Origin of the sequence: Pseudoalteromonas sp. Scap06 (genome assembly GCF_013394165.1) — a bacterium.
Lineage (GTDB): Bacteria > Pseudomonadota > Gammaproteobacteria > Enterobacterales > Alteromonadaceae > Pseudoalteromonas.
Map to the genome: position 1 here is coordinate 3,148,067 of NZ_CP041330.1, position 15,245 is coordinate 3,163,311.

A 15,245-nucleotide genomic window follows, 5' to 3' on the forward strand; every position below is an offset into this window, starting at 1 on the left:
CTGTTAGCTCATTTTTTATTTTTGTTTTAAATTAACGAGCGTCTGGTTTTTTTCTTCCCACACGCGATTTAATTCCGTTTGAAAACGTACTCTAAAGTCAGGATCATTAGTGTAATCACCAATTAAGTCGTCACTAACACCTTTTACTTCAACATGTACATCAATGTGTTTTACTTTACCGGCTGCAAAATCCATAAAGGTAGGAATGCCCTTAGGGTAATGAATAGTGACATTTACCACCTTAGAAATTTGCTCACCCATAGCTTGCATTACAAACGCCACACCACCCGCTTTTGGTTTAAGTAAATGAGGAAACGGGCTATTTTGGCGCGCATGCTTTTGCGCTGTAAAACGCGTACCTTCAACAAAGTTAACCACACTAACCGGCATTTCTTTAAATTTTTCACACGCTTTACGAGTCGTTTCTAAATCTTTACCACGCAATTTAGGATTCTTTTTTAATTGGCTTTTACTGGTGCGGGTCATAAAAGGAAAGTCGAGCGCCCACCAACATAAACCTAAAACAGGTACGTAAATAAGCTCTTTTTTCAAAAAGAAGTTTAAAAAAGGTATTTTGCGGTTAAACACTCGCTGTAATACTAAAATATCCACCCAGCTTTGGTGGTTCGCGATAACTAGGTACCAATCTTTCAATTTTAGCTCTTCTAGACCGGTTACATTTAGCTTTGTTGGCGTTAATAACGTTTGATTTAGCGTGTTAAACGTCACCCAAATAGAGGCACATTGCTTGGCCGTCCAGCTCATTAATTTTTGAAGTCCCTTAATTGGGATTAGCTTAACGATGCCACAAATAAAAATAGGTACAAACCAAAAAAGAGTGTTTATTGTGTAAAAGAAAATACTAAATACACTGCGAATAACTGACATTACTTCTATTCCTTTAAACATCGCGCAGCCACAAATGACCGCGCTTAACTATGCAACTAAATTAATCTTCAAAATAGGTGTAGCCTTCAAGCCCTGCATTAAGCTCGGCTAAGTAACCTTCTTTACAGTGCTCTGATACATCAAGTTTATTAATCTGAGTGGCAAAGTTATCAGCTAATAACTCGCTATCATAATCAACAAATTTTAATACATCCTTAACGCTGTCACCTTTAATGGCATTGGTTAATACATATCCTTGCTCATTAAGCTCAACATGAACTGAATCGGTATCACCAAATAGGTTATGTAAGTCACCTAAAATCTCTTGGTATGCCCCTACCATAAACATCGCAATATGATACTGCTGACCTTGTGTATATTCAGGAATAGGTAAACTGGTTTCAATTCCTGCACCTTCAACGTACTCACGTATTTGCCCGTCAGAATCACAAGTAATGTCTTGGATAATAGCGCGCTGAGTAAGCGGCTGCGTTAGGTTTTCGATGGGCATAACCGGAAATAACTGCTGAATGCCCCACACATCGGGTAACGACTGAAATAATGAAAAATTCACAAACAGTTTATCGGCTAGTTTTTCGTTTAAATCATCCAGCACTTCGCGGTGAGCTCGTGCATTAGAGCTTAATGAAGCACGAACGCGATGTAAAATAGTAAAGTAAAGCTGCTCTATTTTCGCCCACTCTAGCATGCTTACTAAACCATGTACGTATTGATCGTGTGCTTCACTAAATAAGTGCATTGCATCATGATAAATCTCTAATGCCATACGCGGGTTCAAACGTTGTAAACACTGCCACATTTCATCCAATACTAAGGCACTGTTTTTAACAGGTGGTTCTGGGTTTAAATGATTTGGTGCTTTTTCAACATCAATCACATCGGTAATAAGCACCGCATGATGTGCAGTAAGAGCACGGCCAGATTCGGTAATAATTGCAGGGTGAGCTAAGTTATGTTGGTCGCACACCTCGGCAAATGCATTTACTACATTACGCGCATATTCTTCAACTGTGTAATTCATTGAGCAAGCACTACGTGAGCCTGAACCTTCGTAGTCAACGCCAAGCCCGCCACCCACATCAACAGTATTGAGCGGTACACCGTATTGAGTTAATTCAGCAAAATGGCGAGCACATTCGCGCAAAGCACGATGAATATCGCGAATATTGGCAATTTGAGAACCAATATGAAAATGTACCATTTGCATTAAATGCAACTTGTTATGTTGCTTGAGCACTTCCACTGCACTGAGTACTTGTCCTGCAGTTAAGCCAAACTTACCTTTTTCACCACCGGTATTTTGCCATTTACCTTTACCAACCGAATTTAGGCGAATGCGAATACCAATAGCAGGCTCAATACCTAAATTATCAATTTCTTCCAGCAGTGTGGTTAGCTCAGAGAGTTTTTCAACCACAATTTTAACGCTGTGCCCCATTGCTTGACCAATACAGGCTAAACGTAAAAACTCACTGTCTTTGTAGCCGTTACATACAATAGTAATAGGCTCTTTTGCCACACCTAAAATTGCCATTAGTTCAGGTTTAGAACCGGCTTCAAGCCCCACTAAACCACTTGGGTGTGCCAATAGTTTACTGACTACAGAGCGCTGTTGATTTACTTTTATAGGGTAAACACAGGTGTATTTACCATTATATGCACGGTTGCTACGCGCTTGAGTAAACGCATTGGTGAGCGTATCTACACGGTTTTTTAAAATATCGGTAAAGCGCACCAATACAGGTAAGGTTAATCCTTGCTGTTTAAATTGCTCAGTAAGCTGGCTTAAAGAAATGGCAGGTTTTGTTTGGTCGCCATCCGGATAGGCTATCAATTCACCTTGTGCGTTAATATCAAAATAACCATCGCTCCAATGAGCAACATTGTATGTAGCACGTGCTGTTTCTAAACCCCAAGTCATGGCAACTCTTCTTTATTAAATTAGGTGTAAAGGGGCATTTTAATACGTCACTATCTGCTAAGCTAACAAAAATTGAACTTTCCCCTCTTTATAGCTAACTTTATTCGCTAAAGAGCGTAAAATTTGATTGAGCAATAGCGCAAGCACTGGCAGAATTGCCTCCTTTTTTCATACTCAACCAAAAGTGTAACAACAACTATGGCAAATTTAGATCAAAGTAAGTGGTTTACTGAAATTAGCGACCGCGATGGCAGCGCATTTTCATTACGTATTAACAAAAAGTTAGATGAAAAACAGTCTCCTTTTCAAAAAGTAGAAATGTTTGAAACCACAGACTTTGGTAATTTAATGATCATTGATGGTTGCACTATGGTGAGTAGCCGTGAAAACTTTTTTTATCATGAAATGATCAGCCACCCAGCATTACTAGCACACCCAAACCCTAAAAATGTGGTTATTATTGGCGGCGGCGATTGCGGTACATTACGTGAAGTGCTTAAGCACCCAAGTGTAGAAACTGTGACACAAATCGATATTGACGAAGTAGTTACCCAAATGTCGTTAAAGTACTTCCCAGAGTTATGTGAATCAAATAACGATCCACGTGCCACTGTGATGTTTGACGATGGCATTAAATATATGCGTGAAGCAGCTGGTGAGTCTATTGATGTAGTGATTGTTGATGGAACTGATCCGGTAGGCCCTGGTGAGGGTTTATTTAACCATGCGTTTTATACTAGCTGTTTAAATGCACTTCGCCCTGGTGGAATACTCGTACAACAAAGTGAATCGCCACTTATGCATATGCCACTACTGGTTGAAATGCGCGAAGCTATGCTAAGTGTTGGTTTTAACGACTTGCAAACCCTGCCATTCCCACAACCTATTTACCCAAGTGGTTTATGGTCAGTGACGCTAGCTCGCAAATCTGAAGCATTTAACGGTTTTAGAGAAGATGGCGCAGCAATTATTGCTGAGCATAGTGAATACTACAATGGCGGTATTCATCACGGTGCACTCGCAACACCTAATTACATGAAACGCGCTTTTAACAAAAAATAAAAAGCCATTAATACAAAGTAGGGCTCGCAAGAGCCCTTATATGTTTCTCTTTTTTCTACTAACTAAAACCGAAACTGAGCATTTAATGCTATTTGCTGCTGCGATATTCTCGATGCTTTATTCATAGCTACTCGGTTATCTGCTTGGCTATGAAGCGCTGACCCCTCAATACCTATTTGCCATTGTGGTGTAAGCTGATAACGCCAAGTTGCTGTTAGTCCCTCGCCATGACTAGCATTAGGGTCAAACTTCCAATCGTCTTTGTCTGTCACCTCAAAATAATCGTAACGTACTGAGAAACGGTGGCGTTTTATTTTATGACTCAATAATGCAAAATGACTATAAAATCGAGTATCAACGCCGCGGTTTTGACCCATAGCCGTACCACCCGACATTATTTGGATAATTAATCGTGTTTTCGGTGTAAATTTATTTAGCCATGCGACACTTAAAAATCGAGTATCCCAGGCATATTGACCCGTATTATAATTAAGAGCGCCAGGGTCACCATTGTTATCATAGTAGTACACTCGCAACTGAGACTTTTTTAAATAATCCCAATGTCCACCAACGTAATAACCAAATCGCCCATCGACCTCTTCAAACGGTAAAACTTGGTTTGCTTGAAATTGTAACTGTGGAGTATTTAAAGACGCAACAGGCGCAAAAGCGAGAGCCTCATTAAGTGTTGTTTGGCGATCATGCAAAGCAAAGCCTCGCCAAGCGAGTAATGTCCCCGCAGGATCGTTACCTTTAAATGTCGCACCAACCAAACTAAAACTATGGGCACTATTAAAATTACGGGCTGGGCGTTTAATTGTTGCTTCAACACCTAGCGTTCGCAGCTCTTCACCTACCCAAGAGTTAATTGCCGAATTGGTATAGTTATATGCAGATAACCAGCCCATATCAGGGTTTTCTAATGACAATTGTGGATAAAAGCCACCCACTTTAATATGCCATTTATAATCACTGCGAACTAAAGGTTTATATTGCAGATAAGCCTGACTAACCCCCAAGGTACTTTTTGGGTCTTGATATAAATTAACTACAGCATGGGCAGACCAACTAGAACTTATATCTGCACTTAAATCAATAATTCCCTGAGATAAAACCACACCTTGATTAGCCGCATCATGGCGATATAAACCAATTCCACCCTCTTGCCAGCTTAGTTGTGAATCAGCTTGCACTGCCCTTACTTGCAGCAAACCTTTAACTTGTGCGTTGGCTGAAAAAACACTCAACAAGCAAATAACAACGGCTAAGCCCAATAGACTATTCATAATCGTCAAACTCATCAACTTCAACCCTAATAGGCAAAGTTAGTTTTTGTTTTAACTGATAACTTAATTTATTGTTAGTTATAACAACTTTTTGCGACTCTATGTTGCTAATATCTCTAAAGCCTTCATGCCAAACATTTAGTTTATAGGCTCCATTTGGGATATCGAACGATGCTACTCCTTGCTCATTGGTGATTGCATAATATGGGCTATCCACAACAACAATGTAACCCAACATCCAATCATGAATATTACAACCAAGCTCCACAACTCCTGTTTGTTCAAATGTAATTGGATCTTGTGGTTGTTCTCGATAAAGCTTTAATTCAAATGTTTTGCTTTTAGAAAATGAATACACGTGATGCATTATCGAGTCAGCGTTAGGAAATTCAACTTGGCTGTTTTTTTCAACGACTAAGATATGTGGTGTAAATTGGCGATTTTTTTGTGTCATAGTGAAAAGTGATTTATTTATATTCACGCCAGAGGCTTGATCTGGAGCTAACCAAACAACAACATTTTCTTGAACTTTTTGGTTGTTATTATAAACAGTAACCGTTGCTGCACTACTCTTAAAAACAATGATACAACCTAAAATAGCGAGTAAAATTTTCAGCATATTTTCTTCTTGTTAAATTCTTTTTATTTATTATAGAACTAATTTCATAAAGTTTTGCAGATTAATTAACACACTCTTTTTTAGCTAATTAATTGAATACGTATGCAGCTATCTCGTAATAGTGTGTTCATCACTTTATGCTCATAACCTACGGTTTGACATCAAGGACACACAATGAGATTACCTTTACTACTAGTTGCTTTACTTGCAAGCAGTGCTTTTGCAAAAGAAGCCACGCTGAAATCACCTGATCAAAAAATTAAAATTACCATTTCTGATCAATCATCATCCCCTCATTACTCTATTAGCTTTAATGGTAAGCCTGTTATTGAGCAGTCACGCTTAGGTTTTAGGTTTAAAAGCCAAGCACCATTTGATGACGGCTTTGTTATTAGTGAAGTAACTCGTTCACAAACCGATAGCCAATGGCAGCAACCTTGGGGAGAGCGTCAAACCGTTGTTGATAAGCACAATGAAATTGCCGTTACCTTCAATAAACCTGCGCCCCACGCTGGCACATACACTGTACGATTTAAAGCCTTTGATAGTGGTGTAGGTTTTCGCTATGAAGTCCCTAAGCAAGCCGATTTTGAAAAAACTGAAATTACTAAAGAACTGACCGAATTTGCTATTGCCGCAAAAGATAAAACCACCGCATGGTGGATACCTGCTCGCGGTTGGAACCGTTATGAATATGTCTATAACACTACAGACTTACAAGATGCTGCACTTGTTCATACCCCTTTTACCTTTAAAAATGGTAACGGTGTACATGTCAGCATTCATGAAGCAGCTCTGGTAGATTATGCAGGGATGGTGCTTAACCAGCGTCGCCCAGGTACGTTTAGTGCCGATTTAACACCGTGGTCTGATGGCATTGCGGTTAAGAAGCGCGGCGCATTCAATACTCCTTGGCGCACCATTCAAATAGGTGAGCGAGCGATAGACTTAGTTAATTCAGATATTATTTTAAACCTGAATGAGCCAAATAAACTCGGTGATGTGTCGTGGGTTAAACCAGGTAAATATGTAGGTATTTGGTGGGGAATGCACATCAATGAAACAACTTGGGGCAGTGGAGAAAAACACGGTGCCACCACAAAAAATACTAAATACTATATGGACTTTGCCGCTGAGTATGGCTTTGACGGCGTATTAGTTGAAGGTTGGAACACAGGTTGGGATGGCGACTGGTTTTATAATGGTGATGTATTTAGCTTTACTAAGCCTTATGACGATTTCGATATTGTAGCGCTTACACAGTACAGTAAAGAAAAAGGGGTGCAGTTAATTGGTCATCATGAAACCTCTGGCAATGTCAGCAATTATCGCGACCAAATGGAAGATGCTTTTGCGCTTTATGAAAAATCGAATGTAAGCCAAATAAAAACTGGTTATGTGGCCGATGGTGCCAATATAAAACGCATAGATGAAAACGGCATTGCCCGCTTTGAATGGCATGACGGCCAATTTATGGTAAATGAATACTTACATAACATTAAACTTGCCGCTAAATACAAGCTAAGCATCAACACACATGAACCAATAAAAGACACGGGTCTGCGCCGCACTTACCCTAACTGGATTGCCCGTGAAGGTGCGCGTGGTCAAGAGTTTAACGCATGGGGCACACCACCCAATCCACCAGAACACATTCCCATGCTTGCCTTTACGCGTATGCTGGCAGGACCAATGGACTTTACCCCTGGTATTTTTGATATGAGCTTTAATGGCTTAGGGGACGAGACAAATCGCCCACAAACAACACTAGCAAAGCAATTAGCATTGTATGTAGTAATGTACAGCCCAATTCAAATGGCGGCGGATTTACCACGGAATTATTTAGCTAAACCCGATGCTTTTCAGTTCATTCAAGACGTACCAACCGATTGGCAGCAAAGTATTGCGCTTGATGGTGAAGTAGGCGACTTTATTGTATTTGCACGCAAAGAGCGCAAGCGCGATAACTATTCAGGGAACGATTGGTACTTAGGTGCAGTGACTGACGAAAATGCCCGCACCATTGAGATTAAACTCGACTTTTTAGATAAAGATAAACAGTTTGAAGCGCAAATCTACCAAGACGGTAAAAACGCTGAGTGGAAGAACAATCCTTATGATTTAAGCATTGAAAAACGCACTGTTACCGCAAGCGATAAGCTAACATTAAAATTGGCCACCAGTGGCGGTACAGCCATTCGTTTTAAAGCTCTCTAGTAGTTAATCTGAACTCTAGATAATAAATTAACGCTATCTGCAACCATGCAGATAGCGTTATTAGCTTGGATTAGTAACCTTTATTGGTAGGTATATTTGCGCACTTAAACCACCTTCAGGGCGATTAGAGAGCACCACCTTGCCGCCATGCATATCGATAATACGCTTAATAATTGCAAGGCCTAGGCCGCTACCTTCACTACCGCGAGCTGCATCACCTTGTTTAAACGGCTCAAACACAGACTCCAACTCGCTTTCAGGAATACCCGGACCACTATCGTTGACCGCAATAACCACATATTTTTTATTGGAATTAAAATAACTGAGTACTTCAATATCACCCTCTGAGTAGCGTAGTGCATTTTCTATCATATTGGTCACTACTCGCTTAATCGCGACACTACTTATGGGAATTTTTCCAATATTAGGATTCGGTTTAAACGTGATCGCACGTTGATGCTTAAGCTCACTTTGTACGACTTCACCAAGGAGCGCATTAATATCTTCGCAGGTTTGTTCTTCACGTTTATGATGGCGTAAATATTCGATAAATTGATCGATAATGCCATTCATATCTTCAATATCGTAAATAATGCCTTCACGTAAATAATCATCTTCATCAACCATCATTTCTGTGGCTAAACGAATACGCGTAAGCGGTGTGCGTAAATCATGAGAAACACCGGCCATAAGTAATCGACGGTCGTTTTCAAGGGCAGCAATACCTCGCGACATTTGATTAAAGGCGCGCGTTACCTCAATAACCTCGCTCGACCCTTGCTCTTGTAACTTGGTACTAAAGTCGCCTACCCCTACTTTTATCGCAGCTTGTTGTAATGCTTTTAGTGGTCGGTTCAAATGCCTGGCAAATAACCAACCTCCTAGTACACTTAAAAAGCCGATACTAGAAAGATAAAAGGTTAAAAACTCAAGGTTACTTTCTTTAAATCCGGTGAGCGGCACTTTGACCCAATAACCCGGCGCCTGCGGGGCTTCTACCCAATAAATAAGCGGATCAGTTTGACTAATGCGCACCCGAGAAAAGCCATTTAATTGCTCAGACATACTACGCGATAGCCCAGAATACTCACGACTTTGGCCTAAACCATGACGCATAGCTTCACGCTGAGTCATTACTTCAATGCCGGTTATTTCAAAAAACTTCTCAGAGACTTCATCGGTGACTTCAACGCCATCTTCCCAATCAATAAACACGGTTTTAATTTGCTTAGCCAGCATTAAATTAACTTGTTCAATGGTGGGTTTAACCACATATAAACTTACCGTGACGTAGGAGACTATTTGGTTAATAAGCAACAAAGCGGCAACCAAAAATACGGTTTGTCCAAACGCACTACGCGGAAACATTCCCATAATGATTACTTTTCACCGTCAGGAACAAATACATAACCTAAACCCCATACCGTTTGAATATAGCGTGGGTTAGCGGCATCGACTTCGATCATCCTACGAAGACGTGATACTTGAACATCAATACTGCGCTCAAGCGCACTGTAGTCTCGCCCTCTAGCTAAGTTCATTAATTTATCACGACTTAATGGCTCACGCGGATGAGACACTAACGCTTTTAGCACCGCAAATTCACCACTAGTGAGTGACACCGTGTTATCGCCTTCACTCATTTCGCGGGTGGCTAAATTTAGGGTAAATTTACCAAACGCAATTAAGTTCTCCTGCGCTGAAGGCGCCCCTGGTACTTCTTTTGATTGGCGACGTAAAATAGCTTTTATACGTGCTAATAGCTCGCGAGGGTTAAATGGTTTCGGAATATAATCGTCAGCGCCGAGTTCTAGGCCAATAATGCGGTCTACTTCATCACCTTTGGCGGTAAGCATAACAATAGGGATTTGGTTTTCTTTTTGGCGTAAACGTCTACAAATAGAAAGCCCATCTTCGCCGGGCAGCATTAAATCAAGTACCATTAGATGAAAGTTTTCACGCTCAATTAGTCTATCCATTTGCTCTGAATCCGCAGCTGTTCTGACAATAAACCCTTGCTCTACCAAGTAGCGTTCCAGCAAACTACGCAAACGTTTATCGTCATCAACCACCAATACTTTTACTGTCTCTTGTCCCATAATTTGTTGCTTATTTTTATAATTTATTAATCGTTAATATAAATGAAAAACTTAATAATAAAAAACTAATTAAGTGCTTAGATTGTTACTGAACATTTCAAATTCATTGATAGCTATTTTATCTCGACAAGCTGCCTTTATTTTAATACCTTGCCACACATGAAGATTAAACAAGAACTCAGCGTGAAAACAAATTTAATTACTCGCGAAGGTTATTTACAACTGCAGCAAGAACATGATCATCTTTGGAATGAAAAACGCCCAGAAGTAACTAAAATAGTGAGCTGGGCTGCTAGTCTAGGTGATCGCTCTGAAAACGCAGACTATCAGTACAACAAACGTTTACTACGCCAAATTGACCGTCGTGTTCGCTATTTACGAAAACGCATCCCCGATCTAAAAATTGTTGACTACTCACCCGTACAAGACGGCAAAGTTTTTTTTGGAGCGTGGGTAGAAATAGAAAACGAGGCCGGTGAGTGTAAAAATTTTAGAATTGTCGGCCCCGATGAAATTTATGATCGCAACGACTATATTTCTATCGATTCACCAATGGCGCGAGCGCTATTAAAAAAACAAGTAGACGATGATTTTGAGGTCATGACTCCTCAAGGTGCTAAGCAGTGGTACGTAAATAACATTACCTATCAAAAATGACATCGCTTAGTTTTGATTCAGATCACATTAACTTTTTATTGTTTATATTATCTGAGTAAGCTATAACTAAAGTTACTCAAGTAATGTTGTATTAACTTGAGAGTAGTTAATTAAGGTCACCATTATGTCAAACATAACAGCGCGCATATTACAAAATGCTCTCGTGTTTGCACTCTTCATGAGTGTGAGTTTGACATTGCATGGCGCACCTAAAAATAACAAACTTGATGCTGGTTTTGCTCCAGCTGAATTTATTGTTTGTGACTCCCCTGACCAAGCAAACCTCGACACCGATATAGATTCTCTTGATGGTGTTATTGCGCTTAGAGAAATCCAACCACTTTCTTTAGCGTTTTTCTTTCATTATGAAAGTCGATTTTTAGCCACTGCCTACAGTAATGCAAACCCGCGAGCGCCACCCGTTATTTAATTTAATAACTTGCTTTTAAACATTATTAAATTTTTATAACTATTTATTTAGGTGGATATTATGTCTAACTTTAAAGAACTCCGTACCCAAGACATTTCGCATGGCACTATTGCTGATACTTTTACTAATGAGGCTGTGATTGATTTAACCTCTCCAGCAACACGTATAGTAACTAGCTTTACTCAAACAAGTCCTATGCGCGCAGCGTTTGATACAACCATTGAACAAGCATCAAAACAGTTAAATGCTCAGCCCTCTGATTTTATTTTAGTGACTGACGAACAACAAAAACTAATTGGTATTGTCGCAAGTGCTGATTTACAAAGCTCAAAAATCATGATTTTATCGCAGCGTTTAGGCTTGCCTCGTAGTGAAATTAGCTTACGCTATTTAATGACACCGCTGAGTAATTTAATGGGTGTAAGTATGAAAAGCTTAAGCTATTCATGTATCGGTGATGCACTGCAAACTATGGAGCATCATGGCGCTATGTTTATATTAGTTACTGCGGCTAATAATGAAATAAGTGGTTTAATTTCAGCACGCGATATAGCACGTAAGCTGCAAATTCCTGTTCATATTAGCCCAATAGCGCACACATTTAGTGAAGTACTCGAAAGTGTAGAGCACCCTCACTAAATCCGCTTTTTATTGCCCCAGCAATGGCATCTTAAAGCAAGTAAAATAGCTTGCTTTAAGAGCTTTTTATTACCCTCCCCTGTGATATTATTCAAGACATTGACGCATCAGTTAACTTTTTAGCTGGTCTTATTTTTTGTATTAAAAGGTTTTTGCATGAGCGATATCTCTGCACGTTTAGCAACGGAGCTAAATGCACAGCAGCAACAAGTGGTTGCAGCAACAAAGTTACTTGATGAAGGCGCAACCGTCCCCTTTATTGCCCGTTACAGAAAAGAAGTGACCGGTGGATTAGATGACACCCAACTACGCCTTCTAGAACAACGTTTATCTTATTTGCGTGAACTTGAAGAGCGTCGTGGATTTATCCTGTCGACGATAGAATCACAAAATAAGCTTAGTGCTGAATTAGCGGCTGATATTAAAGCTGCACAAAGTAAAACCGAACTAGAAGACTTATATTTACCTTATAAAGCAAAGCGCCGCACTAAAGGTCAAATAGCTATTGAAGCCGGTTTAGAACCACTAGCTGATGCGTTATTTAACGATCCAATGCTTGACCCAGACGCTGAGGCTGCAAAATTTATTAATGCCGAAAAAGCGATTGTCGATACTAAAGCAGCGCTTGATGGTGCTAAGTTTATTTTGATGGAGCGCTTTGCTGAAGACGCTAAATTACTCGCTAAATTTAGAAGTCATATTAGTCAAAATGGAGCGATTGAAAGTAAACTTATTGATGGCCAAGAACAAGCGGGGGCTAAATACCGAGACTACTTTGAACATCAAGAACCATTAAAAAAAGTCCCCTCGCATCGAGCATTAGCCATGCTAAGAGCACGTAACGAAGGTATTTTACAGTTAACTATTAATCCTGAGCCTAACGCTGAAAACCCAGCGCAATTGTGTGCACAGATGATCAGCGATCATTACCGCCTAGATATTAAAAACAAACCTGCCAGCGCTTGGTTATTAACTGTAGTGCAATGGGCGTGGAAAATTAAGCTTGGATTACATTTAGAAAATGAATTTTTAGCCGCAATGCGTGAAAAAGCCGAAACCGGTGCCATTGATGTATTTGCTAAAAACTTAAAAGACTTATTAATGGCAGCCCCTGCTGGCCCTCGCACTACGTTAGGCTTAGATCCTGGTTTACGTACCGGTTGTAAAATTGCCGTGGTTGATAGCACAGGTAAGCTGCTTGCTACCCAAACGATTTTCCCACATGCACCACAAAATCATTGGGATAAATCATTACGCACGCTCGAGCAATTATGTCGCCAGCATAAAGTTGAGCTCATTGCGATTGGTAACGGTACCGCTTCTCGCGAATCAGATAAACTAGTTGGCGAGCTTATCAAAGCCAATACTGAGCTTAAACTAAATAAAATCATGGTCAGTGAGGCCGGCGCTTCGGTTTACTCCGCTTCTGAGTTCGCTGCTAATGAATTTCCAAATTTAGATGTATCTTTACGTGGTGCCGTATCTATTGCACGTCGCCTTCAAGATCCATTGGCTGAGCTGGTTAAAATAGAGCCTAAGTCTATTGGTGTAGGCCAATATCAACATGATGTATCACAAAGCCAACTAGGACAAAGCCTAATCTCAGTGGTAGAAGACTGTGTAAACAGTGTGGGTGTTGATTTAAATATGGCCTCTGTACCTTTGCTTGCACGTGTTTCTGGTTTAAACAAAACCTTAGCGCAAAATATTGTAAGCTACCGTGATACAAATGGGTCATTTACAAAACGTAGTCAGTTGAAAAAAGTAGAGCGCTTAGGGCCAAAAGCATTTGAACAAGCAGCCGGCTTTTTACGCATTAACAATGGCAGCGATCCACTAGACAACTCATCAGTTCACCCTGAAGCATACCCTATCGTTAAGCGTATTTGTGAGCACAATCAGGTAGACGTAAATAACCTCATTGGTAACAAAGAGTTTTTAAATAAGCTCGCTGCAAATGACTATATTGACGATAAATTTGGTCTGCCTACCGTGACCGATATTATTAGCGAACTTGATAAGCCAGGTCGTGATCCGCGCCCTGAATTTAAAACTGCTGAGTTTAAAGCAGGCGTTGAAAAAATTAGTGATTTAAAACCAGGCATGATTTTAGAAGGCGTGGTATCGAACGTAGCTAATTTTGGCGCATTTGTGGATGTTGGTGTCCATCAAGATGGACTAGTGCATATTTCGGCTATTACTAATAAGTTTATTTCAGACCCACGAGAAGTGGTTAAAGCTGGTGACATCGTTAAAGTGAAAGTGGTTGAAGTTGACGCTGCACGTAAACGTATTAGCTTTACCATGCGCCTAGATGACGAGATAGACACTAGCAATAAAGCTGCCCCTGCGGCGGTGCAAAAGCCACGTGGCAACAATGCAAACCAATCGCGAGCGCCCAAACCTAAGCGCGACACAGGCAATGCCATGATGGGAAATGCGTTTGCTGATGCCTTTGCAAATGCGAAAGTGAAAAAATAAAATGACCCCATAAAAAAACCGCTTAGGCGGTTTTTTTATGGCTATTAAATATAAGGTTTAGTTTAAATTTGTGCTGAGAATTGGCTTTGAGTCGCAGGTGATGTGGCCAGTTGATAAAAACTAGCAATGCGCCCAGCACGCGCTTCTACTTCAACATCACGCGATTGCTCTTCGCTTTTAGCAGTTTTTACTTCTGAACTTTCACTGTTAGAAAACGACGCACTGACTCTGCTTTTATCTTCGCTGCTATCTTCGTCATCAGCTGAAGCTAACTCAGCTTGTGCTGCGGCTATCTTTTGAGTGGCATCTGCCGCAATTGCCCTATCGGCACCTGAAGGCTCAGCCGGCGCGAGTGCTGCAGCACGTACCGTTTGCATTTTTTCAATAGTTGCTTGAGGGTCGCCATTGATAACCCCAACATCTATCGGTACTTCACCACCTACCGCATAGTTAGTACCATCGGGCCCTCTTTGATATTCGTAGCTAGGAGAGCCCGCATATTGTCCACCCACAGCGGCATGCGCTTGCTCATGTGTTCGTACTTCAGTGTCGCGCGCTTTAAGTTCTTTAATTTGCTGTAATTCTTGCTCAAGTTGCAGTTCTTCTTGCTCACTAACTTCTTCTGCAGCTTGTTGTTTTTCTTGCTCGGCATTATCTTGATCGCTATCAGCATTGCCTTCGCGTTGCGCAATCGTTTTATCGTCTGCAATTTTGCCACTCGCATTGTAGGTTGAGCTGTCGCTATTTCCTGGCAGTTTGGCTTTTTCTGCATCACTTTGAGCTTTGTTTTCGGTGCTACCAGCGGTGTTCGCAGCGGCTGGGGGAATGACTTCACGTAGCTGGTTGTCACGCCGAGCAGTCTCCGTATAAACATTTGCGGTGTTTATATTAATAGACGGAAACGGCGTGACAATATTCATGAGAA

General features: G+C 40.7%; 13 protein-coding genes. 6 read left to right on the top strand and 7 right to left on the bottom strand.

The window, feature by feature from the left end; translation table 11 throughout:
• Positions 1–15: 15 nt before the first annotated feature.
• Positions 16–888 (bottom strand): acyltransferase, encoded by an 873-nt coding sequence (locus tag FLM47_RS14575; RefSeq protein WP_178956727.1) that lies wholly within the window; start codon positions 886–888, stop codon positions 16–18.
• Positions 889–949: 61 nt separating this feature from the next.
• The gene (gene speA, locus FLM47_RS14580) at positions 950–2,830 is read right to left on the bottom strand and encodes a biosynthetic arginine decarboxylase (protein ID WP_178956728.1); all 1,881 of its coding nucleotides are present in this window, start codon (positions 2,828–2,830) and stop codon (positions 950–952) included.
• Between the two features lie 198 nt (positions 2,831–3,028).
• On the opposite strand from speA, the gene speE reads away from it, so the two are divergent.
• A complete protein-coding gene (speE, locus tag FLM47_RS14585; RefSeq protein WP_138608318.1) occupies positions 3,029–3,892 on the top strand; it encodes a polyamine aminopropyltransferase in 864 nt (287 codons plus the stop codon).
• 62 nt (positions 3,893–3,954) lie between these two features.
• Here the strand turns inward: speE and FLM47_RS14590 are convergent, their stop codons facing one another.
• Complete coding sequence (locus tag FLM47_RS14590) at positions 3,955–5,193, bottom strand: hypothetical protein (RefSeq protein ID WP_178956729.1); 1,239 nt, start codon at positions 5,191–5,193, stop codon at positions 3,955–3,957.
• Entirely contained in the window at positions 5,171–5,797 is a 627-nt protein-coding gene (locus tag FLM47_RS14595) for a methylamine utilization protein (RefSeq protein WP_138570699.1), read from the bottom strand. The genes FLM47_RS14590 and FLM47_RS14595 overlap by 23 nt, the downstream gene beginning before the upstream one ends.
• Before the next feature lie 174 nt (positions 5,798–5,971).
• Between FLM47_RS14595 and FLM47_RS14600 the strand changes: the two genes are divergently transcribed.
• Entirely contained in the window at positions 5,972–8,014 is a 2,043-nt protein-coding gene (locus FLM47_RS14600; RefSeq protein WP_178956730.1) for a glycoside hydrolase family 97 protein, read from the top strand.
• Positions 8,015–8,074: 60 nt separating this feature from the next.
• Here the strand turns inward: FLM47_RS14600 and envZ are convergent, their stop codons facing one another.
• Positions 8,075–9,388, bottom strand: a complete 1,314-nt coding sequence (gene envZ / locus FLM47_RS14605) for a two-component system sensor histidine kinase EnvZ (protein ID WP_055012728.1) — start codon at positions 9,386–9,388, stop codon at positions 8,075–8,077.
• 5 nt (positions 9,389–9,393) lie between these two features.
• Positions 9,394–10,113: a two-component system response regulator OmpR gene (gene ompR, locus FLM47_RS14610; protein ID WP_008109519.1), complete on the bottom strand. Its 720-nt coding sequence runs from the start codon at positions 10,111–10,113 to the stop codon at positions 9,394–9,396.
• A gap of 183 nt (positions 10,114–10,296) precedes the next feature.
• Between ompR and greB the strand changes: the two genes are divergently transcribed.
• The 4 genes from greB to FLM47_RS14630 all read left to right on the top strand — a co-directional run bounded on the left by greB (position 10,297) and on the right by FLM47_RS14630 (position 14,320).
• Positions 10,297–10,770: a transcription elongation factor GreB gene (greB, locus tag FLM47_RS14615; protein WP_010392431.1), complete on the top strand. Its 474-nt coding sequence runs from the start codon at positions 10,297–10,299 to the stop codon at positions 10,768–10,770.
• 124 nt (positions 10,771–10,894) lie between these two features.
• Positions 10,895–11,200 carry a hypothetical protein gene (locus FLM47_RS14620; protein WP_178956731.1) on the top strand — a complete coding sequence of 102 codons (306 nt, stop codon included), beginning with the start codon at positions 10,895–10,897 and terminating at the stop codon, positions 11,198–11,200.
• Positions 11,201–11,260: 60 nt separating this feature from the next.
• Positions 11,261–11,839: a CBS domain-containing protein gene (locus FLM47_RS14625; RefSeq protein ID WP_138608328.1), complete on the top strand. Its 579-nt coding sequence runs from the start codon at positions 11,261–11,263 to the stop codon at positions 11,837–11,839.
• Between the two features lie 156 nt (positions 11,840–11,995).
• On the top strand, positions 11,996–14,320 hold the full coding sequence (locus tag FLM47_RS14630; protein ID WP_054202833.1) for a Tex family protein: 2,325 nt from the start codon (positions 11,996–11,998) through the stop codon (positions 14,318–14,320).
• A 62-nt stretch (positions 14,321–14,382) separates the two neighbouring features.
• On the opposite strand, the gene FLM47_RS14635 is transcribed toward FLM47_RS14630, so the two are convergent.
• A complete protein-coding gene (locus tag FLM47_RS14635; RefSeq protein ID WP_178956732.1) occupies positions 14,383–15,240 on the bottom strand; it encodes a putative metalloprotease CJM1_0395 family protein in 858 nt (285 codons plus the stop codon).
• Positions 15,241–15,245: the final 5 nt, after the last annotated feature.

Excerpts from the sequence above, each read along its gene's own strand:
- FLM47_RS14575 (WP_178956727.1), bottom strand. The coding sequence starts at position 888 with ATGTCAGTTATTCGCAGTGTATTTAGTATTTTCTTTTACACAATAAAC.
- speA (WP_178956728.1), bottom strand. The coding sequence starts at position 2,830 with ATGACTTGGGGTTTAGAAACAGCACGTGCTACATACAATGTTGCTCAT.
- speE (WP_138608318.1), top strand. The coding sequence starts at position 3,029 with ATGGCAAATTTAGATCAAAGTAAGTGGTTTACTGAAATTAGCGACCGC.
- FLM47_RS14590 (WP_178956729.1), bottom strand. The coding sequence starts at position 5,193 with ATGAGTTTGACGATTATGAATAGTCTATTGGGCTTAGCCGTTGTTATT.
- FLM47_RS14595 (WP_138570699.1), bottom strand. The coding sequence starts at position 5,797 with ATGCTGAAAATTTTACTCGCTATTTTAGGTTGTATCATTGTTTTTAAG.
- FLM47_RS14600 (WP_178956730.1), top strand. The coding sequence starts at position 5,972 with ATGAGATTACCTTTACTACTAGTTGCTTTACTTGCAAGCAGTGCTTTT.
- envZ (WP_055012728.1), bottom strand. The coding sequence starts at position 9,388 with ATGGGAATGTTTCCGCGTAGTGCGTTTGGACAAACCGTATTTTTGGTT.
- ompR (WP_008109519.1), bottom strand. The coding sequence starts at position 10,113 with ATGGGACAAGAGACAGTAAAAGTATTGGTGGTTGATGACGATAAACGT.
- FLM47_RS14620 (WP_178956731.1), top strand. The coding sequence starts at position 10,895 with ATGTCAAACATAACAGCGCGCATATTACAAAATGCTCTCGTGTTTGCA.
- FLM47_RS14625 (WP_138608328.1), top strand. The coding sequence starts at position 11,261 with ATGTCTAACTTTAAAGAACTCCGTACCCAAGACATTTCGCATGGCACT.
- FLM47_RS14630 (WP_054202833.1), top strand. The coding sequence starts at position 11,996 with ATGAGCGATATCTCTGCACGTTTAGCAACGGAGCTAAATGCACAGCAG.
- FLM47_RS14635 (WP_178956732.1), bottom strand. The coding sequence starts at position 15,240 with ATGAATATTGTCACGCCGTTTCCGTCTATTAATATAAACACCGCAAAT.